This window comes from Halomonas sp. MS1 (assembly GCF_024182575.1).
Lineage (GTDB): Bacteria > Pseudomonadota > Gammaproteobacteria > Pseudomonadales > Halomonadaceae > Vreelandella.
Genome location: NZ_CP098926.1, coordinates 1,663,978 through 1,685,704, shown reverse-complemented (window position 1 = coordinate 1,685,704; position 21,727 = coordinate 1,663,978). Strand labels below are relative to the sequence as shown.

Genomic DNA, 21,727 nt, shown 5'->3' with positions numbered 1-21,727 from the left:
ATTATGGGTCTTTCACGACTGCTCTCAGATCAATTACAACGCCTTGATGAATTAGTACTGCTGCTCTCAGATGAACAAGCACAGCTTACTAAAGGCAGCATTGACGGAGATGCGCTCTCTGCTATAGCCCTGAAAAAACAGGCGCTGTTAGTTGAGCTGGAGCGCATAGAGCAATTGCGCCGAAACGTGCAGGCAAAGCTTGGCTATGCAGACGGTGCGCTTGGCGCCAAGCAAGCAGCTAACGATGCGGGCTGTTTAATTACCTGGGAAAGCTTGCTCGAAAAAAGCGAGCGTGTATCACGCATGAACGAATTAACCGGGCAAATGCTATCGCTTAGAATGAAGCATAACCAGGAAATGCTGGATTACATCCGCCAAATTGCTGAAAAAACCCTCTACAAACCAAATGGGCGCAATAATGCCCAACCAGGTCGCTTTAACGCGTCTGCCTAGCACTTATTGTCCAGTACTTCTTGACCAGCACTTCCACACAATCATAGACAAAAACTGTACAAGCAGCTTCAATGTGAATATTAATATTCATAATTGGAGCCGAACGGATGCTTGCCCATCTTCCAGACAACTTTACCGCTGTCGTCACCGGTGCCAATGGCGGCATAGGTAACGCTATTATTAAGCAGCTGCTTACCGATACCCATGTGGGTAATGTCGTTGCCGTAAGTCGTTCACCTCTTGCTTCTCAAGACCCATCTTTTCAAGACGCATCCGTTGAGATGGTAAACGTCGATATCACCACACAATCAGGGCGTGAGGCTCTTTGCCAACAGTTAAACGGTCGCCCGGTACATCTGTTGTTCAATGCTCTTGGCACGCTGCATGATGATGCGCGTAATGTGCAACCTGAGAAACGCTTAGAGCAGTTAGATGAAGCATCATTCGCCCATGTTATGCATGTGAATGCCGCCACGCCCGCCCTACTGATTGCCGCACTTAAATCATCGCTGCAAGGCAAGCATCCGGCTCTTATCGCCAGCTTGTCGGCGCGCGTTGGCTCCATTGGCGATAACGGGCATGGCGGCTGGTACAGCTATCGGGCCAGTAAAGCAGCGCACAACATGCTGATGAAGACACTTTCCATCGAACTAACGCGGCTTAATAAACAATCTATTGTGCTGTGCCTACACCCGGGCACTACAGATACAGCGCTTTCGAAACCTTTCCAAGCCCGCGTTCCCAGCGAAAAGCTATTTACGCCTGATTTCGTCGCTGAACAGCTATTGGAAGTAATGTCTAAACGCACCCCCGAAGATACTGGCAGCTTCTGGGATTGGGCTGGCAAGCCGATAGAATGGTAAATATCAGGCAAAAAAAATCCCCCAAGGCATAAGCCCTGAGGGATTTTTTCTTAATAAGTGCCTGACGATGACGCTACCCAGCCCGCCACCCTCGTCATTCCCGCAGGCCCTTAGCGGGAATCCATGTTGACTTGGGGTTTCGGGCTGCTACAGGTCAAGGTGGATTCCCGATAACCCCACTCGGGAATGACAGTGCGGTGGCTCGGGAATGACGGTGCGGAGACTTGGGAACATCTCTAATTGATTTTCTTCCGCGCAAACAAAAAACCCAGCCGATGGGCTGGGTTCTTTGTTAAATAAGTGCCTGACGATGACCTACTCTCGCATGGGGAGACCCCACACTACCATCGGCGCTAAGCGGTTTCACTTCTGAGTTCGGCATGGGATCAGGTGGTTCACGCGTGCTATGGTCGTCAGGCGTAACTTGTAATGTATATCATGCTGAACGTGTCATCGATGTTTTGTGGCGTCTCTCGTCTCCTGTCACTGACAGGAAGCGCGTATCCGGTTTTCATTATCACTGCGACCAGACCCCTTGGGTGTTATAGGGTCAAGCCTCACGGGCCATTAGTACACGTTAGCTCAACGCCTTGCAGCGCTTCCACACCGTGCCTATCAACCAGCTGGTCTCGCTGGGCCCTTCAGGAGGCTCTAGGCCTCAGGGATGTCTCATCTTGAAGGGGGCTTCCCGCTTAGATGCTTTCAGCGGTTATCCCGTCCGCACATAGCTACCCGGCAATGCCACTGGCGTGACAACCGGAACACCAGAGGTGCGTCCACTCCGGTCCTCTCGTACTAGGAGCAGCCCTTCTCAAACATCCAACGCCCACGGCAGATAGGGACCGAACTGTCTCACGACGTTCTAAACCCAGCTCGCGTACCACTTTAAATGGCGAACAGCCATACCCTTGGGACCGACTTCAGCCCCAGGATGTGATGAGCCGACATCGAGGTGCCAAACACCGCCGTCGATGTGAACTCTTGGGCGGTATCAGCCTGTTATCCCCGGAGTACCTTTTATCCGTTGAGCGATGGCCCTTCCATACAGAACCACCGGATCACTAGAACCTGCTTTCGCACCTGCTCGACGTGTCTGTCTCGCAGTCAAGCACCCTTATGCTCTTGCACTCACTGCACGATGTCCGACCGTGCTGAGGGTACCTTCGTGCTCCTCCGTTACTCTTTGGGAGGAGACCGCCCCAGTCAAACTACCCACCACACACTGTCCTCGATCCGGATAACGGACCTGAGTGAGAACGCCAATGATGCCAGGCTGGTATTTCAAGGTTGGCTCCCCTCGAACTGGCGTCCGAGATTCAAAGCCTCCCAGCTATCCTACACAGGCAACATCAGCGTCCAGTGTGAAGCTATAGTAAAGGTTCACGGGGTCTTTCCGTCTAGCCGCGGGTACACCGCATCTTCACGGCGATTTCAATTTCACTGAGTCTCGGGTGGAGACAGCGTGGCCATCATTACGCCATTCGTGCAGGTCGGAACTTACCCGACAAGGAATTTCGCTACCTTAGGACCGTTATAGTTACGGCCGCCGTTTACCGGGGCTTCAATCAAGAGCTTCGGACGAATCCTAACACCATCATTTAACCTTCCGGCACCGGGCAGGCGTCACACCCTATACGTCCGCTTGCGCGTTAGCAGAGTGCTGTGTTTTTACTAAACAGTTGCAGCCACCTGGTATCTTCGACCGGTTCGGGCTTAGAGAGCAAGTCTCGTCACCCTACGCCGGCGTGCCTTCTCCCGAAGTTACGGCACCATTTTGCCTAGTTCCTTCACCCGAGTTCTCTCAAGCGCCTTGGGATTCTCACCCTGACCACCTGTGTCGGTTTGGGGTACGGTCGCACATGATCTGAAGCTTAGAGGCTTTTCCTGGAAGCGTGGCATCAATGACTTCCTGACCGTAGTCAGTTCGTTTCGTGTCTCGGCCTTAAAGGGTCCCGGATTTACCTAAGACCCAAGCCTACTCACTTTCACCAGGACAACCAACGCCTGGCTCACCTAGCCTTCTCCGTCCCCCCATCGCAATCATGTCCGGTACAGGAATATTGACCTGTTTCCCATCGACTACGCCTTTCGGCCTCGCCTTAGGGGCCGACTCACTCTGCTCCGATTAGCGTCGAACAGAAACCCTTGGTCTTCCGGCGAGGGAGTTTTTCACTCCCTTTATCGTTACTCATGTCAGCATTCGCACTCGTGATACCTCCAGCGAACTTCTCAATTCACCTTCATCGGCTTACACGACGCTCCTCTACCGCTCACACATAGTGTGAACCCGTAGCTTCGGTACCTGGTTTAGCCCCGTTACATCTTCCGCGCAGGCCGACTCGACTAGTGAGCTATTACGCTTTCTTTAAAGGATGGCTGCTTCTAAGCCAACCTCCTAGCTGTCTGAGCCTTCCCACATCGTTTCCCACTTAACCAGGATTTCGGGACCTTAGCTGACGGTCTGGGTTGTTTCCCTTTTCACGACGGACGTTAGCACCCGCCGTGTGTCTCCCACGCTTGCACTCACCGGTATTCGGAGTTTGCCTCGGGTTGGTAAGTCGGGATGACCCCCTAGCCGAAACAGTGCTCTACCCCCGGCGGTGATACGTGAGGCGCTACCTAAATAGCTTTCGAGGAGAACCAGCTATCTCCGAGCTTGATTAGCCTTTCACTCCGATCCACAAGTCATCCAAATCTTTTTCAACAGATCCTGGTTCGGGCCTCCAGTTGATGTTACTCAACCTTCACCCTGCTCATGGATAGATCGCTCGGTTTCGGGTCTATATCCAGCGACTGTGTCGCCCAGTTAAGACTCGGTTTCCCTACGGCTCCCCTAAACGGTTAACCTCGCCACTGAATATAAGTCGCTGACCCATTATACAAAAGGTACGCAGTCACAGAACAAGTCTGCTCCTACTGCTTGTACGCACACGGTTTCAGGATCTATTTCACTCCCCTCTCCGGGGTTCTTTTCGCCTTTCCCTCACGGTACTGGTTCACTATCGGTCAGCCAGGAGTATTTAGCCTTGGAGGATGGTCCCCCCGTCTTCAGTCAAGGTTTCTCGTGCCCCGACCTACTCGATTTCACATGATCAGATTTTCGACTACGGGGCTATCACCCACTATGGCCGCGCTTCCCAGCGCATTCGCCTAATCAGTCACATGCTTAAGGGCTGGTCCCCGTTCGCTCGCCGCTACTAGGGGAATCTCGGTTGATTTCTTTTCCTCAGGGTACTTAGATGTTTCAGTTCCCCTGGTTCGCCTCTTACGCCTATATATTCAGCGCAAGATACTCATCTTATGATGAGTGGGTTTCCCCATTCAGAAATGCCCGGGTCACAGGTTGTTTGCCACCTCGCCGAGCCTTATCGCAGGCTTCCACGTCTTTCATCGCCTCTGGCTGCCTAGGCATCCACCGTGTGCGCTTCATTGCTTGACCCTATAACCCGAAGGAGTCTGGTATCTCGCAATGATAACGATTGCCGGATACGCTTGAGACGTATCACAAAACAATTACGTATAAACGTTTTAAAACGTTTATGTCAGCATGATATACATTGTTAAAGAGCGACTGCTATGCGCAGTGATAAGCGAGTGCTTTTTTCACATTAAAAGGAAAAGAAAGACCTTTTTCTCTTTTTAACGTGAAAAAAACGCTTATCACTGCGTATCAACAGCATTCTGATCAGGTAATTCATTGTGAGCGCTTACCGCGAGGGATGATGCATCGTTTAAGGAGGTGATCCAGCCGCAGGTTCCCCTACGGCTACCTTGTTACGACTTCACCCCAGTCATGAACCACACCGTGGTGATCGCTTTCCCGAAGGTTAAGCTAACCACTTCTGGTGCAGTCCACTCCCATGGTGTGACGGGCGGTGTGTACAAGGCCCGGGAACGTATTCACCGTGACATTCTGATTCACGATTACTAGCGATTCCGACTTCACGGAGTCGAGTTGCAGACTCCGATCCGGACTGAGACCGGCTTTTCGGGATTAGCTGACTCTCGCGAGCTCGCAACCCTTTGTACCGGCCATTGTAGCACGTGTGTAGCCCTACTCGTAAGGGCCATGATGACTTGACGTCGTCCCCACCTTCCTCCGGTTTGTCACCGGCAGTCTCCTTAGAGTTCCCGGCATTACCCGCTGGCAAATAAGGACAAGGGTTGCGCTCGTTACGGGACTTAACCCAACATTTCACAACACGAGCTGACGACAGCCATGCAGCACCTGTCTCTGCGTTCCCGAAGGCACCAAGTGATCTCTCACAAGTTCGCAGGATGTCAAGAGTAGGTAAGGTTCTTCGCGTTGCATCGAATTAAACCACATGCTCCACCGCTTGTGCGGGCCCCCGTCAATTCATTTGAGTTTTAACCTTGCGGCCGTACTCCCCAGGCGGTCGACTTATCGCGTTAACTTCGCCACAAAGTGCGCTAGGCACCCAACGGCTGGTCGACATCGTTTACGGCGTGGACTACCAGGGTATCTAATCCTGTTTGCTACCCACGCTTTCGCACCTCAGTGTCAGTGTCAGTCCAGAAGGCCGCCTTCGCCACTGGTATTCCTCCCGATCTCTACGCATTTCACCGCTACACCGGGAATTCTACCTTCCTCTCCTGCACTCTAGCTTGACAGTTCCGGATGCCGTTCCCAGGTTGAGCCCGGGGCTTTCACAACCGGCTTATCAAGCCACCTACGCGCGCTTTACGCCCAGTAATTCCGATTAACGCTTGCACCCTCCGTATTACCGCGGCTGCTGGCACGGAGTTAGCCGGTGCTTCTTCTGCGAGTGATGTCTTTCCTAATGGGTATTAACCACTAGGCGTTCTTCCTCGCTGAAAGTGCTTTACAACCCGAAGGCCTTCTTCACACACGCGGCATGGCTGGATCAGGCTTTCGCCCATTGTCCAATATTCCCCACTGCTGCCTCCCGTAGGAGTTCGGGCCGTGTCTCAGTCCCGATGTGGCTGATCATCCTCTCAGACCAGCTACGGATCGTTGCCTTGGTGAGCCATTACCTCACCAACTAGCTAATCCGACATAGGCTCATCCAATAGCGAGAGCCGAAGCCCCCTTTCTCCCGTAGGACGTATGCGGTATTAGCCTGGGTTTCCCCAGGTTATCCCCCACTATCGGGCAGATTCCTATGCATTACTCACCCGTCCGCCGCTCGTCAGCGGGTAGCAAGCTACCCCTGTTACCGCTCGACTTGCATGTGTTAGGCCTGCCGCCAGCGTTCAATCTGAGCCATGATCAAACTCTTCAGTTTAAAATCATTGTGATGCTTACTCGTCACCCGAAAACATAATGTTTACGAACAACAAAAGCGCATCAAACTTGGCTCAAGGTTCAAACGAATTCATTCAAACTTTCGTTTTCATGACCGCTTGCCTTGATATTTGGTGATTTATCACCCTCATCGGCAAGCGCCCACATGAATTACCTGATCAAATTGTTAAAGAGCTGTTTTCGCTGCTGAACTTCCGAAGAAGTAACTGGCTAACCGATGAACTGGCTTGCCTGAGCGAGGAAGGCGTATTCTACGCATTTCCTGGTGTTTGTCAATCACTGTTTTAAGTGAGTGAAGCGAGTGAGCGAAGAAAGCGAGATAACGTTGCTTTCTGGCGTGGCTCGTTTCAAAAAGCGTTGGAAGACATCGAAGCATGTTGCTGCTGAGTTCTTCTAACCCTCTGACAAACCGAAGGTTTTCACCTTCAATCACCGCTGGTAACGCTGTGCGTCCCCGGCAGCGGATGCGTACTTTACGGATTCGCTGCCGTCTTGGCAAGTGGTTTTGTAAAAAAACTCCAACATTCGTCTATTACCCTAATGCCAGCAGTAGCATCCCCTCTATTTAAGTAAGCGCAGGAATTGAGTCAGGCACTAATGACTCGGTGCTGAGATCAGCAATTGTTCGCGCACCGGTGAGCGTCATCGCCACCTTCATCTCTTTTTCGAAAAGCTCAAGCAGGTTAGCAACTCCCGCCTCACCTGCTGCTGCAAGCGCATAGATAAAGGCGCGACCAATCAATGCTGTATCTGCGCCCATGGCAATCATCCTTACTACATCCAAACCATTACGCACACCAGAATCAGCCAGAATGGCCAGGTCACCCTTAACTGCATCTGCAATAGCAGGCAGGGCACGCGCGGTAGAAGGCACGCCATCCAACTGACGGCCACCGTGATTTGAAACTACAATGCCATCAGCCCCAAAGCGGACTGCATCACGGGCATCATCAGCATCCAGTATGCCCTTAATAACCATTGGGCCATCCCACTGCTCACGAATCCAATCCAGATCTTTCCAGGAAATAGAGGGATCAAAGTTATCGCCAAGCCAGGCAATATAATCTTCAAGCTCCGTCGGCTGACCACGATAATCAGACACGTTACCTAGGTCATGCGGGCGACCATTCACACCGACATCCCAAGCCCAAAGAGGATGCAACGCAGCTTGAAGCATCCGTTTTATAGGCCCGCTTTTGCCGCTCATGCCCGAATGGGCATCGCGATAACGCGCACCAGGCACAGGCATATCAACGGTGAAGACTAATGTTTTAACCCCTGCCGCCTTAGCACGCTCAAGCACGTGCTTCATAAAGCCCCGATCCTTCAATACATAAAGCTGAAACCAGATGGGCCGCTCCACTGCCGCTGCCACTTCTGCAATTGGGCATACGGAGACCGTCGATAACGTAAACGGTATGCCCTTATTGGTCGCTGCCCGTGCTGCCTGGACTTCACCACGCCTAGCGTACATGCCTGTTAGCCCCACCGGCGCCAAGGCAAGAGGCATTGCCATCTTTTCACCAAACAGCTCGGTTTCCAGCGATAGCGACGACATATCCTTCAACACCCGTTGCCGCAACGCGATACCCGCTAGGTCTTCAACATTGTGCCGCAACGTATGCTCTGCGTATGACCCACCATCAGCATAGTGAAACAGAAACGGGGGGATACGACGCTTGGCAGCTAGGCGGTAGTCCGTCGGTGATGAAATGATCATGGCAGGCCCTATGCAATAAACAGATGCACTATCGATAAGTACTATCTATAAACGGTCATCGAAGCGTCAGTGTTAAACGCCCTAGATAAAATTGGTTTTACCAATTTACAAAAAATTTGCATCAACAGTAATGAGGCGCCGCAGTCGTGTCAAACGCGCATCACGCACCACGGCGTATTTTGGCCATATACTTTAGTTATAAAACAAACAAGCGGTGCCAATAGTCACCAATTTGCTAGCCTTTTACTGTTGAGACAAACCATTAAAGCCCCTACTATTGGTCTTACCAATTATGAGGATCTGCACTAATGACTTATCCACCGCTCCGCCAGCAGCGCTTGGCTGATGTGATTACCGAGCGCCTTGAGGCAATGATTCTTGAAGGTAGCCTCAAGCCTGGTCAGCGCCTGCCCCCAGAAAGAGAGCTTGCTGAACGTTTTGGCGTGTCGCGCCCCTCTCTACGTGAAGCCATCCAAAAGCTTGCCGCACGAGGCCTGCTTACCAGCCGCCAAGGGGGTGGTACCTTCGTGAATGAAACGCTCAACAGCGGCTACACCGACCCTTTGCTGGAGATGCTTTCCCGACACAACGAATTTCATTTGGATTTGCTTGAATTTCGCGATGCGATGGAAGGCATTTCGGCTTATTACGCCGCGTTACGCTCAACGCCAGCGGACAAAGCCGTATTAATTCAGCGCTTTGAAGAACTTGACGGTGGATTTGTGGGCGCTAACCCCGCCCAAGAAGCAAAGCTGGATGCCGCCTTCCACCTCGCTATTGCAGAAGCCGCTCATAACGTACTGTTACTTCACACTATTCGAGGCATTTTCCATTTATTAGAGCAGAGCATCGTTGATAACCTCGCCCATCTTTTTGCAAAGCCCGACTCGCGCTCGCAGTTAATGAAGCAGCACCGCGCCCTGCTAGATGCGATTTTAGAAGGCCGTGCTGAAGATGCCCGCAGCCGAGCGCACGAGCACCTAGTGTACGTTGAGGAAGGTCTTCTCGAGATGGCCAGAGCGGAAACCCGCGCCCAGCGAGCCCTGCGTCGTGCCCAAGGTACCAGTAGCACACCCGCATGAGTCACTTACCTCGCCTTTCAGACCATCGCTGGCGACTGCTCTGGCTGATCGCGATTCCGCTAGGGCTCATGCTATGCATGTGGCAAGCCGCTCAACTAGCCCGTGAGCAGGCGCTATCAAACTTACAAGACGATGCCGAAAACGAGCTGCGGCTTTCTGCCGCCAACTTAAACGGTTACCTGCTGCGCTATGATTATTTGCCACAAATGCTGGCGACCAGGGAAGGCGTACAACGTTTTTTAGACTCCCCTGACAGCCAAGACCCCATGCCGCTCAACTTACTGCTTGACCGTTTTCGCTTTACCTCTGGGGTCTCTGATGTCTATTTGCTTAACCGTAACGCTGATACCATCGCTGCCAGCAACTGGCACCGCCCCAATACATTCATTGGTCAAAACTACGCGTTTCGCAGCTACTACACCGACGCCATTACCGGGGGGCAGGGGCGTTTCTTTGGCTTAGGCGTACAGTCACTTGAACGTGGTTACTACTTTTCTGCGCCGGTGTGGCTTGATGACACCTCGCCCGATGCAAAACCCGACGGCGTTATCGTCGTCAAAGTGCTGCTCGACGATGTTGAAGAGGGTTGGGCGGAACAGGACGCTGAGCTGTTTGTCACCGATAGCGACAATATTATCTTCATGGCCAGCCACCCTGAGCTACGCATGAATGCCCTCCATCCTCTCACTGACGACCAACGTGACACCCTACGGGCAACCCGACGCTATGCAATGGAGCCTTTAACGCCTTCCGGCATTGAGATTGAAGCCCCTTACGGATCCGATAGCTATCTCGTTAGCTTTGCTAGCGGCCCACTAACCGGTGGGCACTATTTAAGCCTTACGCGCCCCATCCCAGAGTTTGGCTGGCAAATGCATATTTTAAAACCACTCACCCCCGTAGTGAACGCCCAGTGGATTGCGGCGCTGATGGCGGGAGGCTTATATGGCGTGATAGCCCTGGGCGGCGGCATTGGTTGGCAACGCATGCGTTTACGCCGAGAGCGCGAAGCATTTGCAGAGCGCGAACGACAGACCTTAGCCAGGGTACGCGATGAGCTAGAGGTTAGCGTAGAACGAAGAACACGTGATTTAGTCGCCAGTAATCAGCGGCTTTCTGGTGAAATAGAAGAGCGGCGGCGAGCAGAAGCTAATCTACGCCAAACCCAAGATGAGCTGATCCAGGCAGCAAAGCTTGCGGTATTGGGTCAATTGGCTGCCGGTATTAATCACGAGTTAAATCAGCCATTAGCGGCTATTCGCGCTTACGCTGAAAATGGCCGGCGGTTTATTGAACTGGCGCGGGTAGATAAAGCGGACGCCAACCTAGCGCAAATTGTCGAGCTTACCCAGCGCATGGCCGATATTAGCGCTCAGTTGCGCCAGTTCTCTCGTAAGAGTAGCGAGCGCCAGGAAACAATCTCTGTGCAAGCCTGTATTGAGTACGCCCTGCGTTTATTTCACAGCCGCTTACGCGATGATGGCATCGAGGTAGTCCAACAATGGCCCGAGGAAACGCTTTGGGTTGAGGGTGATTTAGTCCGCCTGGAGCAAGTACTGGTGAATCTGATCAGTAACGCGTTACAGGCCATGAAAGAGGTAGCATCACCCATGCTGACGCTAAGTGTCGAAATCGCACAACAGCAAGTGATGATCAGCGTTGCCGATAATGGCCCAGGTGTTGCGGAAAACCACTTGGGCCAAATTTTCGAACCCTTCTTCACCACCAAAGCACCCGGTAGCGGATTAGGGCTAGGACTTTCGATTTCCTCACGTATTATGGAGGATCTGGGCGGCAAGTTGCAGGTAGCGAATCAGCCCTCTGGCGGGGCACGATTCATCATTACGCTACCCTGTTCAACAACACCTAACGTACTGCCGCCATACTCAGTCAAGGAGAGTAACAACCATGCATGAGCCGTCGACGCTGCCGGTCATGGTGATCGACGACGAACCGCACCTGCGTATCACCGCCAGCCAAACACTCGAACTCGCTGGCTACACGCCTCACTGTTTTGAGTCTGCAGAACAAGCGCTTGAGGCACTACCAGCAAACTTTCCCGGCGTAATCGTGAGTGATATTCGCATGCCTGGAATGGACGGTATGGCGCTATTACATGAATTACACAGCCGTGATGCCACACTGCCGATTATCTTAATCACTGGCCACGGTGACATCTCAACCGCGGTCGAGGCGATGCGCGCAGGTGCTTGGGATTTTCTGGAAAAGCCTTTTGCTGGGGATCAGCTACTCGATGTCGTGAGGCGAGGAATCGAAAAGCGCCAGCTGAGCCTAGAAAATTTACGCTTAAAGGCCGAGCTTGAGGTTCAGCAGGCAGCTCTTGGGCCACGCCTTGTAGGCCGCACACCCGTGATTTCTCGTCTGGCAGCAATGATTCAGCGCATCAGCCAAGTAGAGGCTGATGTGCTGCTATTTGGCGAAACCGGCACAGGAAAAGACCTTGTCGCCCGCGCCATTCATGAACGTAGCGCCCGGCGCAATAGCCCGTTTATGGCGATCAACTGCGGCGCAGTACCAGAAAACACCATAGAGTCAGAACTGTTTGGCCATGAGAAAGGCGCCTTTACCGGCGCTGTAGAACGGCGAATTGGTAAATTCGAGCATGCCAATGGTGGCACCGTGTTCCTGGATGAAATCGAATCAATGCCATTGGCACTTCAGGTGAAGCTGTTGCGCGTATTGCAAGAGCGTAGCGTCGAGCGCCTAGGGGCCAACGAGACAGTGCCACTCAATATACGAGTAATTGCCGCCACCAAAGTGGATCTCAAAGTCGCTGCTGAAGAGGGTAGCTTTCGCGAAGACCTCTACTATCGACTCAACGTGGTTACCCTGCCACTGCCCGCGCTACGCGAACGGCGTGAGGACATTCCGCTGCTGTTCCAGCATTTCGCCGTGGTCGCTGCCAACCGTAGCGGTTTAGAAGCGCCCACCCTGGGCAGCCATTCAATAGCCGCCCTGCTGGCCCACGACTGGCCTGGTAATGTTCGCGAACTGCGTAACCTTGCTGAGCGTTATGTGTTACTGGGAGCAGCCTTTGACTACCGCCTGGATGCGCTACTGGAAGGGGCCAACTCCGACACCGAAGAGCCAACGTTGCCGCGCCAGGTAGAGCTATTTGAAAAGAGCCTGATTAGCCAATCCCTGTCCCGCCATCATGGGCGCGTAACCGACGTATGCCGTCACCTGGGAATACCCCGCAAAACCTTCTATGACAAACTCAAAAAACACAGTTTAAGCGCTGACGATTATCGCCATAGCAGCGACCCTTGATGAAACAACTCAATCAACACGTCCCACGGCGGCACCCAAGGCACCAAGGTAAATAGCGCAATCAGCATAAAGACGTTCGAGAGTGGGCGACGGCCATCGCCCAGCTTTAGCGCGGTTCCAAAAGAGCGTTTTAACCGCGCACCTTCTAGGTCCACGCTGAAAAGCTCGTCCAGGCTCAAGTGAATGATAAACCCTAGCAGCACCGCTGCACTATGGCACCAGGCCAACCAAGCCGGCTGTGCCAGCAAGTGAAAACTGAACGCGGCAGTCACCAGCGCGCACAGCACAGCCGCCATCAATGAGTGCCAAATACCTCGATGAACCGTTAGCCGTGAGAACACCACCGCCGCAAAATAACGCACGCTAACGTAAATACCACCACACGCCACTAGCAACAAACCGGGTGTTAACCAGGGCTGCAACAGCAACACACCAAGCACCAGCGAAGGCACCGATAAAAAATTAAAAATCAAACGGATAGAGCGAGAACGATCGGCATCTATGTCAGGTAAAATACCGCCAAAGGCTACCAGGGCAATAATTAATAGCGCTTGAGTCGCTGGCCACCACTCAGCCTGCCAGCCGACACAAGCCACTAGCACACCGCCTGCTGCTGCTACCGTAATATGCGTGCGAAAATTCGCCATAGCGCGGCATCCTGGAAAACTGGATAAATTACCAGACTTTTGGCTGCCGCAACATGACTATTTAAGAAAAAAGAGTGTTAGGCCAACTGCTTAGCACCTACATTAGAAAATTTACTGGGCGAGGAACTGATCTTTTAACTTAACGTAGTTACCTGCCGTGTAAGGAAAGAAAGCGCGCTCTTTATCTTTAAGTGGACGCAATGCTTTCGCCGGGTTTCCAGCGTATACATGGCCACTTTCCAAACGTTTGCCTGGCGTGACTACCGCGCCAGCAGCAATAATCACCTCATCCTCGACAACCGCCCCATCCATCACAATCGCCCCCATACCCACCAAAATGCGGCTACCCAGCGTACAGCCATGCAAAATCGCTTTATGGCCAATGGTGACATCATCACCAATCGTCAGTGGAAATCCATCAGGATTGAAATCGCTGGCATGGGTAATATGCAGCACGCTGCCATCCTGCACGCTAGTGCGAGCGCCAATGCGAATCCGGTGCATATCACCCCGAATCACCGTCATCGGCCACACCGAACAGTCATCGCCCAGCTCTACATCACCAATCACCACGCTAGCGGGGTCGACATAAACCCGCTCGCCAAGGCGAGGCGAAATACCTTGAAAGGGTCGTAGGGCATTGCTCATTGCACACTCCTGCTTAACGCTATTGGATTCAAATATTCAAGGACTATAGCAACCCGCCGAGCAATACAATAAACGTCAGCGGAATCGACACCCAGCGTACAATATTACGCCAGAGTACATAGCCACTCTCCCCAACACCCAATGCTTGTACAACCTGCAGACGGGGCATCACCCAGGCCGCAAAGATAGCAATTAACAGCCCGCCCAAAGGCAGGAAAATATCAGGCGGAATACTACTGACTAGCTCAAACACATTGCGTCCGAACAACGGCCTGAAGTCGGCGAGAGTAGAAAACGAAAACGCCGAAAGCAGTCCCAACAGCCATACACTCAGCGCTACGACGGCCGTTGACACACTGCGCCGCCATCCAAGCCCTTGCAACGTCGCCACCATGGGTTCAGCGAGGTTAATCGCAGAGGTCCAGGTAGCCAATAAGAGCAACAAAAAGAACACACTTAACCAAAACGCTCCCCAAGGCAGCTCAGAAAAAGCAATAGGCAGCGTCACAAACATCAACCCTGGGCCGTCAGCGGGGTCCATACCTTGGGCAAATACCACCGAAAAGATCGCAATCCCTGCTAACAAGGCAACGCTGATATCGAGCATGGCAACTGCAAACGCAGCTTTCGGGAGGCTCTGCTCATCAGGCATATAAGCCCCGTAAGCCATTAGCGCGCAGGCCCCTACTGCCAGGGTAAAAAACGCATGCCCCATGGCATGCAACACCACTGTGGCCGTTACATCGCCAAACGACGGTAAAAACAGCCATGAAAGGGCTGTACCAAATCCGTCAGTGGTTGTGGCGTAACCAGCCAGTAGCAACAATAAACCGTACAGCAGCGGCATTAATAGGTTGTTCAGCCTCTCTAGACCTTTGGCAACACCCGCTGCCACCACCGTCATGGTCATAAATAGGAACAACGAGTGGTTAAAAATCAACAGGCCTGGGTTGGCCAGAAACGCCTCGAAACCCGCGCCTATTTCTGCTGCGCTTGCGCCATCGAAATCCCCGTTGATTGAAGCGACTAAAAACTCAATCGACCAACCTGACACCACCGAGTAAAACGACAAAATACAGAAGACGGTGAATGCACCAAACAACCCTAACCAGCGCCAGTGTCGAGAAGCACCTGCTTCAACGGCCAGCTTACTTAGCGCTTGCATTGGCCCACGACGCCCTGCCCGACCAATTAAAATCTCGGCCATCATTACGGGGATACCTAGCAGCAGTACAAACGCCACATAGATCAATAAAAATGCCGCACCACCGTTCTCGCCTGCAACGTACGGGAAACGCCAAATATTACCCAGCCCAACTGCAGCTCCCGTTACCGCTAAGATAAAGGCCCGCTTTGACCCCCAGCGCTCCAGCGTTTCACTCATCACTTGCTCCTGCCATTGGTGGCACTAGTTGGCGACACTAAAAGGCGGCAAGACTAGCAGGCGCTTACGCCCAGGCCAAACCCTGGTGTAAGCCACAGTATTCAGCCCAGACATTGAAACACGGCCTCACCGCCCGCACTGTGTCATTATTATTGCGTTTTTATGCGCCCCTAACGTATTAAAAACGTTGTGAGTTAAAAAATTAATGCCTACGAGGTGCCTATGTCCCGCAATCCGTTGCTAGAGCCGCACGAGCTTCCCCCTTTCGCTGACATTCGCGCCGAACACGTCGTGCCTGCGGTAGAAACGCTGCTGAATGAAAGCCGAGAAGTCATCGACCGACTCGCTCAACAGGCCGCTACAGCGCCACCACGTTGGGATAACTTTGCTGTGCCGCTAGAGGCTGTTAATGACCGGCTTACCCAAGCGTGGTCGCCCATCTCGCATCTCAACGGCACGATGAACACAGCCGAGCTGCGGGAAGCTTATCAAGCATGTTTGGAAAAACTCTCGGCGTTTAGCACCTGGATGGGACAACACGAAGGTCTCTTTAAAGGCTGGCAAGCGCTTAAGCAGGGTGATGAATGGGCAACGCTAACGCCTGCTCAGCAGCGCACAGTAGAAAACGCTTTACGTGATTTCCGCTTAGCTGGGGTTGATTTACCTGCAGACAAAAAGGCTCGCTACGGCGAGATTCAAGCGCGTCTCTCCAGCCTATCCAATCAGTTTTCAAACAACGTGCTCGATGCTACCCAAGCTTGGCATAAGGATATTGGTCATCTTGATGAACTCACCGGCGTGCCGGAAAGCGCGCTTGATACGCTAAAAGCAACCGCCCAGGCAAAAGGCGTCGATGGGTATCGCATCACCCTCGATTTCCCGAGCTTTTTCCCTATTATCAGTTATGCCGACAACCGAGAGTTACGGCGAGAGGTATACACCGCGTTTGTCACGCGTGCTTCCGATCAAGGCCCAGACACAGGTAAGTTCGATAACGCTCCCGTTCTTGAAGAGATTTTGGCACTCCGCCAAGAGCTCGCCCACCTGCTTGGCTTTAATACCTACGCCGATTACTCGCTCACCACTAAGATGGCCGATTCCCCCGAACAGGTGCTTGAGTTTTTGAATGACTTAGCTCGCCGCGCCGTTCCCCAGGCCAAGGAAGAAGTCGCGGAGCTCAGCGACTATGCCCGTGAAGAATTAGGGCTTGAAACGCTTGAGCCGTGGGATGTGTCTTATGCCAGCGAAAAGCTGCGCGAAGCCCGCCACGCCATCTCACAAGAGCAGCTTCGTCCTTACTTCCCTGCGCCACAGGTGGTAGATGGGCTGTTCCAGGTAGTAGAGCGTCTTTACGGTGTTCGCGTGGAAGCAGCGCCTGATGCGCCTAGCTATCACAACGATGTTCAATATTTCCGCATTAGCGAACAAGGTAAGCCGATCGCCGGTTTCTATTTGGATTTGTACGCTCGCGAAAACAAGCGGGGCGGAGCGTGGATGGCGGATTGCCGAGTACGTCGTCAAACTGAAAATGGCCTACAACTGCCAGTGGCGTTTCTGACCTGCAACTTCACCGCCCCAGTGGGCGATAAACCCGCGTTGCTAACCCATGATGAAGTCACCACGCTGTTCCATGAGTTCGGCCACGGCTTGCATCACATGCTGACCAAACAGGACATCGCCGATATCTCTGGCATTAACGGTGTTGCTTGGGATGCGGTTGAACTGCCCAGCCAATTCATGGAGAACTACTGCTGGGAACGCGAAGGGTTAGACCTGATCGCCAAGCACGTTGATACTGGTGAGCCCCTGCCCGCTGACCTGCTAGCGCGTTTACAGGCTGCCAAGAACTTTCAGTCAGCAATGGGGATGGTGCGCCAAATAGAGTTTTCATTATTCGACTTGCGCCTGCACCATGAGTTGGAAGCACCTAGCGCCAGCGACGTTCAAACGCTATTGAACGACGTACGTAGCCACACATCCGTCGTGCCGACGGTTGACTTTAACCGCTTCCAGAATAGCTTTAGCCATATTTTTGCGGGCGGCTATGCAGCAGGCTATTACAGTTACAAATGGGCGGAAGTGCTCTCTGCCGATGCTTGGAGCGCGTTTGAAGAAGCCGGGATTTTTGACCCTAACACGGGCCAACGCTTCCGCCAGGAAATTCTGGAACCAGGCGGCGCGAGGGATGCCGCCGAGCTATTTCGCGCTTTCCGAGGCCGCGAACCAAGCGTAGAGCCATTATTACGCCATAGCGGTATTCGCGCAGCCTGAGATTTATTTTCACTATCACCGGGTGCGGTATCTGTCTTGTTACCGCACCCTTGGAGCCTGTTATGTCGAGCGTGAAACGCTTTATTGCTGGGGTAACCTGCCCACGCTGCGCGGCCATGGATCGGATTCGCGCCTGGGAGCAAAACAACATTCGCTACCGGGAATGCGTTAACTGCGATTTTTTCGAGCAGTTGCCGATTGAAGATGAGACAGCACCAGAGCTGACTACCCGCGTTAACCAAGTACGCGAAGAGCAAAAAACGCAGGATGTACAACCAGTACGCATTCTCGACCCCGGCAAACCTAAACGTTAACCGCCTATTCCCAGCATTGATGCTACCGCTTTCAATTTAAGCCTCCACTACGTTGGGGGCCAACCAATTCCTCACTCCTCACTCCTCACTCCTCACTCCTCACTCCTCACTCCTCACTCCTCACTCCTCACTCCTCACTCACAAAAGTGTGCGAAAAACCACACACCAACTAACCTATGGTGTGCGAAACCCCAGACACTTAACGCTTTTTTTGTTTCAACCAAAGTTGAATAAGAAATCTTTAAGTAGCTGATTTTAATAATCAGCCCGCCTCTTGGCATGACTATCGCTGTATATAAATTGCTTAACGTTGAAGCCACTGGCTGTGCCAGCACGCCAGACGATAATCCCAATAACAGCTTAGGAAATCTCGCCATGCGCAATATGATGCCTAAAACCGTCGCCTTTCTTGCCAGTAGTGCCCTTCTAGCAGCAGGCACTGCCCAAGCAGACCGCTCAGAATGGCCCGATAACTTCACTGTCGGTACCGCAAGTCAGGGCGGCACCTACTTCGTTTATGGCTCAGGCTGGGCTAACTTTATTGCTGATGAGCTGGATGTTTCTGGTGGCGGTGAAGTCACCGGCGGCCCGACTCAAAACCTAGCGCTCGTACACAGCGGCGATATGGCCTTTGGTCTAACGACGATGGGCCCAGCGTCGGACGCTGTTAACGGTGAAAGTCCGCTAGCGCCTGGCTTGGCAATGGACAATGTATGCGCGCTGTTCCCGATGTATGAAACACCCTTCTCTATTGCCGCACTCTCAAGCTCGGGCATTGAATCCATCTCAGATATTCCTGATGGCGCGCGCATTGGCTTCGGCCCAGCAGCTTCTACATCAGACACTTACTTCCCCGCTATCCTCGAAACGCTGGGCGTTGAGTTTGATCGTCGTAATGGCGGCTGGTCTGACTTAGGTGGTCAGCTGCAGGATGGCCTGCTGGATGTGATCGCGTTTGCAGCGGGTATTCCGATTCCGGCCGTTAGCCAACTCGAAGTACAGACCGATGTGAACATCATTGAGTTTACCGAAGAAGAGATGGCCACCGTCCTGGACTCCTTCCCGGTTGCTGAATTCACTATCCCAGCAAGCACTTACACCACACTGGAAGAAGACGCACGCGCTGTGTCTATGTGGAACTTCGCCATTGCGGGTTGTGATCTGCCGGAAGACTTTATCTATGAAGTCACCAAAGCCACGATGGAAAACAATGACCGTATGCGCTCAGTGCACCGCAGCGCTGAAACCACCATTCCAGAAAACATCGTCCACAACAATGTGCTGCCCTTCCATCCGGGCGCCGCACGCTGGTACGAAGAGAATGGCTACGACATTGATGATGACATGATCAACTAAGCCAAGCCCCTCTTCACGCTGCCCTGTTTTCCGCTGGCCGGGCGGGGCAGCGTTCGTTACCGCCTCTTTTTTTGCTTTTGCTGTGAGGGTGACCTCTGAAGAGTCACAATACCGATCAAGACCCCAACGGCCTCAAGGATGACGCCCAAACTGCTTCATCGATACCCGAGTCAATTGCCGAGGGTGTCGATGAAGAGGTTGTCGAGTCCAACCGCCGTGTGTTTGTTGGCTGGCAGTTCTTTTTGTTTGCCGCACTGGCCATTGGCTATTCAAGCTTCCACCTGTTTTCGCTCAATGTGTACCCGATGGAAACCTGGTCGTTTCGCATTGTACATATCGCTGGTGCGCTAATTTTAGGGTACGGGCTGTTTGCCGGTGCTCGTTTTGCAGAAGATGATCAGCAAGCCTCCCCTGCATGGCTCAAGTGGGCCAGCTATGCGCTCCTAGCGCCTGCGATCTATACGCTTATACAAGTTGTTCTAATGCAGCAAACACTCAATGGCGGTGCCATGCGCATCGATCCCAGTATTGAGACACTGCATTACGGCTACCCACTGATAGCCACCACAGCTGCAGCTATTGCTCTCTCGTGGTTCTATCGTCAGGCACGCCACCGCTTCAATCCCGCCGACCTCGTTCTGATGGTGTGCGCCATCGCCAGCGCTGCGTACTTGCTAATGGCCTTTAATACCAATATGCGCATGTCGACAGGCACCTCGTTTGCTCCTCCCGGCATTTCTTGGGCGGCCATTGCCGGCTCACTGCTGATTCTTGAGCTTACTCGTCGCGTGGCGGGTTTAGCGCTAGTAGTTATTTCAGCGGTTTTCTTGGTCTATGTCTTTGCTGGCCAGCATCTACCAGGCTTCCTCGGCTACCCAGGCTTGTCCGTGCAGCGCTTCTTCAGTCAGGTCTATACCGATGCGGGCATCCTTGGCCCAACGACCGCGGTGTCATCGACTTATATCATTTTGTTTATTATTTTCGCGGCGTTTTTACAGGCCTCCAAAGTAGGCGATTACTTCGTCAACTTCGCATTTGCAGCCGCTGGCCGTGCCCGTGGCGGCCCGGCGAAAGTCTCTATTTTTGCTTCCGGCTTAATGGGCATGATCAACGGCACATCAGCGGGTAATGTGGTATCGACTGGCTCGCTTACCATCCCACTGATGAAAAAAGTCGGCTATCCGGCGCGCAGTGCTGGTGCCATTGAAGCAGCGGCGTCTACTGGTGGTCAGATCATGCCGCCCATCATGGGGGCAGGCGCCTTTATCATGGCGGAAGTCACCGGCATTCCTTATACAGAAATTGCGATTGCGGCGGTCATTCCAGCCATTCTTTACTTCGCCTCTATCTACTTTATGGTGGATTTTGAAGCGGCGCGTAAAGGCATGCGTGGCATGCGTAAAGATGAAATCCCGCTATTCTCCAAGCTGGTTAAGCAAGTCTATCTATTCGCACCAATCATCATTCTTATTGTCGCTCTCTTTATGGGCTACTCCGTCATTCGTGCCGGCACGCTAGCCACCGCATCAGCGGCAGTTGTTAGTTGGATCTCACCCAATAAAATGGGTATTCGGGCAATTTTGAGAGCTCTCCAACTAGCGGGCATCATGTCGATTCAGATCATCGCGGTGTGTGCTTGCGCAGGCCTTATTGTTGGCGTTATATCACTGACGGGCGTCGGCGCGCGCTTCTCTTCACTGCTGTTAGGCCTTGCTGGGGTTAGCCAGCTATTGGCATTAGTTTTTGCCATGCTGATCAGTATCCTGCTCGGCATGGGCATGCCTACCACGGCAGCCTACGCGGTAGCGGCATCGGTGGTGGCACCCGGCCTGATCAATATTGGTATCGAGCCGCTCGTCGCACACTTTTTCGTGTTCTACTTCGCGGTCGTGTCGGCCATTACGCCGCCAGTGGCGTTAGCGTCTTATGCCGCCGCCGGTATTTCTGGGGATAACCCCATGGGCACATCGGTCGCTTCGTTCAAAATTGGTCTTGCTGCGTTTATCGTGCCGTTTATGTTCTTCTACAGCCCAGCCATGCTGATGGAAGGCTCCGCGATGCAGATACTGCGTGTCGGTGTGACCGCCACACTGGGGATCATCTTGCTTTCAGGCATGGTGCAAGCTTGGTTCTTTGGACCGGTAAATACCTTGCAGCGTGTGGTTATGCTGGTCGGTGCGCTGTTTATGATTTACGGCGGCATTTATAGCGATATTGCTGGCCTTGCGATTGGCGCAGCGCTGTTCATTATGCAGCGTAAGCAGCATGGCGATAAGGCAACACCCAGCACCACATGACGGCACAATCGGCTATCCACTTAACCACTAGCCGTTAACCGCCCAACGAAAACGCCCGCTCGAGTGCTGTCGAGCGGGCGTTTTTCTTGATCGCTAAGCTAGATTCTTTAAGGG

Annotated in this window: 13 protein-coding genes and 3 rRNA genes; 9 read left to right on the top strand and 7 right to left on the bottom strand. The window is 52.9% G+C overall.

The window, feature by feature from the left end; translation table 11 throughout:
• Window positions 1-3: 3 nt before the first annotated feature.
• The gene (locus NF683_RS07530) at window positions 4-453 is read left to right on the top strand and encodes a flagella synthesis protein FlgN (protein ID WP_253921668.1); all 450 of its coding nucleotides are present in this window, start codon (window positions 4-6) and stop codon (window positions 451-453) included.
• A 107-nt stretch (window positions 454-560) separates the two neighbouring features.
• A complete protein-coding gene (locus NF683_RS07525; protein WP_089040092.1) occupies window positions 561-1,316 on the top strand; it encodes an SDR family NAD(P)-dependent oxidoreductase in 756 nt (251 codons plus the stop codon).
• 302 nt (window positions 1,317-1,618) lie between these two features.
• Here the strand turns inward: NF683_RS07525 and rrf are convergent.
• From rrf to lldD, 4 genes are all read right to left on the bottom strand, one after another.
• A 5S ribosomal RNA gene (gene rrf / locus NF683_RS07520) occupies window positions 1,619-1,734 on the bottom strand.
• 128 nt (window positions 1,735-1,862) lie between these two features.
• Window positions 1,863-4,755 (bottom strand): 23S ribosomal RNA (locus NF683_RS07515).
• Window positions 4,756-5,048: 293 nt separating this feature from the next.
• Window positions 5,049-6,583 (bottom strand): 16S ribosomal RNA (locus NF683_RS07510).
• Together the 16S, 23S and 5S rRNA genes form the textbook arrangement of a ribosomal RNA operon.
• Window positions 6,584-7,168: 585 nt before the next feature.
• Window positions 7,169-8,323: an FMN-dependent L-lactate dehydrogenase LldD gene (gene lldD / locus NF683_RS07505; RefSeq protein ID WP_089037296.1), complete on the bottom strand. Its 1,155-nt coding sequence runs from the start codon at window positions 8,321-8,323 to the stop codon at window positions 7,169-7,171.
• Between the two features lie 308 nt (window positions 8,324-8,631).
• On the opposite strand from lldD, the gene NF683_RS07500 reads away from it, so the two are divergent.
• Genes NF683_RS07500 through NF683_RS07490 form a run of 3 tightly spaced genes read left to right on the top strand, consistent with a single transcriptional unit; the run spans window position 8,632 to window position 12,696 of the window.
• Entirely contained in the window at window positions 8,632-9,405 is a 774-nt protein-coding gene (locus NF683_RS07500; protein WP_009724995.1) for a GntR family transcriptional regulator, read from the top strand.
• Window positions 9,402-11,321 (top strand): sensor histidine kinase, encoded by a 1,920-nt coding sequence (locus NF683_RS07495; RefSeq protein WP_253921667.1) that lies wholly within the window; start codon window positions 9,402-9,404, stop codon window positions 11,319-11,321. Before NF683_RS07500 ends, NF683_RS07495 begins: the two co-directional genes overlap by 4 nt.
• Window positions 11,314-12,696 (top strand): sigma-54-dependent transcriptional regulator, encoded by a 1,383-nt coding sequence (locus NF683_RS07490; protein WP_253921666.1) that lies wholly within the window; start codon window positions 11,314-11,316, stop codon window positions 12,694-12,696. Before NF683_RS07495 ends, NF683_RS07490 begins: the two co-directional genes overlap by 8 nt.
• On the opposite strand, the gene NF683_RS07485 is transcribed toward NF683_RS07490, so the two are convergent.
• From NF683_RS07485 to NF683_RS07475, 3 genes are all read right to left on the bottom strand, one after another.
• Window positions 12,672-13,343, bottom strand: coding sequence for a metal-dependent hydrolase (locus NF683_RS07485; RefSeq protein ID WP_253921665.1), 672 nt, complete (start codon window positions 13,341-13,343; stop codon window positions 12,672-12,674). The two genes, NF683_RS07490 and NF683_RS07485, sit on opposite strands and share 25 nt — an antisense overlap.
• A 111-nt stretch (window positions 13,344-13,454) precedes the next feature.
• Window positions 13,455-13,991: a gamma carbonic anhydrase family protein gene (locus tag NF683_RS07480; RefSeq protein ID WP_089037291.1), complete on the bottom strand. Its 537-nt coding sequence runs from the start codon at window positions 13,989-13,991 to the stop codon at window positions 13,455-13,457.
• A gap of 43 nt (window positions 13,992-14,034) precedes the next feature.
• Window positions 14,035-15,375, bottom strand: a complete 1,341-nt coding sequence (locus NF683_RS07475) for a sodium-dependent transporter (RefSeq protein ID WP_253921664.1) — start codon at window positions 15,373-15,375, stop codon at window positions 14,035-14,037.
• A gap of 222 nt (window positions 15,376-15,597) precedes the next feature.
• Between NF683_RS07475 and prlC the strand changes: the two genes are divergently transcribed.
• The 4 genes from prlC (at window position 15,598) to NF683_RS07455 (ending at window position 21,613) form a co-directional block, all read left to right on the top strand.
• Window positions 15,598-17,646: an oligopeptidase A gene (prlC, locus tag NF683_RS07470; RefSeq protein WP_089037289.1), complete on the top strand. Its 2,049-nt coding sequence runs from the start codon at window positions 15,598-15,600 to the stop codon at window positions 17,644-17,646.
• A 62-nt stretch (window positions 17,647-17,708) separates the two neighbouring features.
• Window positions 17,709-17,960 (top strand): YheV family putative zinc ribbon protein, encoded by a 252-nt coding sequence (locus tag NF683_RS07465; protein ID WP_089037288.1) that lies wholly within the window; start codon window positions 17,709-17,711, stop codon window positions 17,958-17,960.
• Window positions 17,961-18,335: 375 nt separating this feature from the next.
• Window positions 18,336-19,316: a TAXI family TRAP transporter solute-binding subunit gene (locus NF683_RS07460; RefSeq protein WP_253921663.1), complete on the top strand. Its 981-nt coding sequence runs from the start codon at window positions 18,336-18,338 to the stop codon at window positions 19,314-19,316.
• A 161-nt stretch (window positions 19,317-19,477) separates the two neighbouring features.
• Window positions 19,478-21,613 (top strand): TRAP transporter permease, encoded by a 2,136-nt coding sequence (locus tag NF683_RS07455; protein WP_253921887.1) that lies wholly within the window; start codon window positions 19,478-19,480, stop codon window positions 21,611-21,613.
• Window positions 21,614-21,727 lie beyond the last annotated feature (114 nt).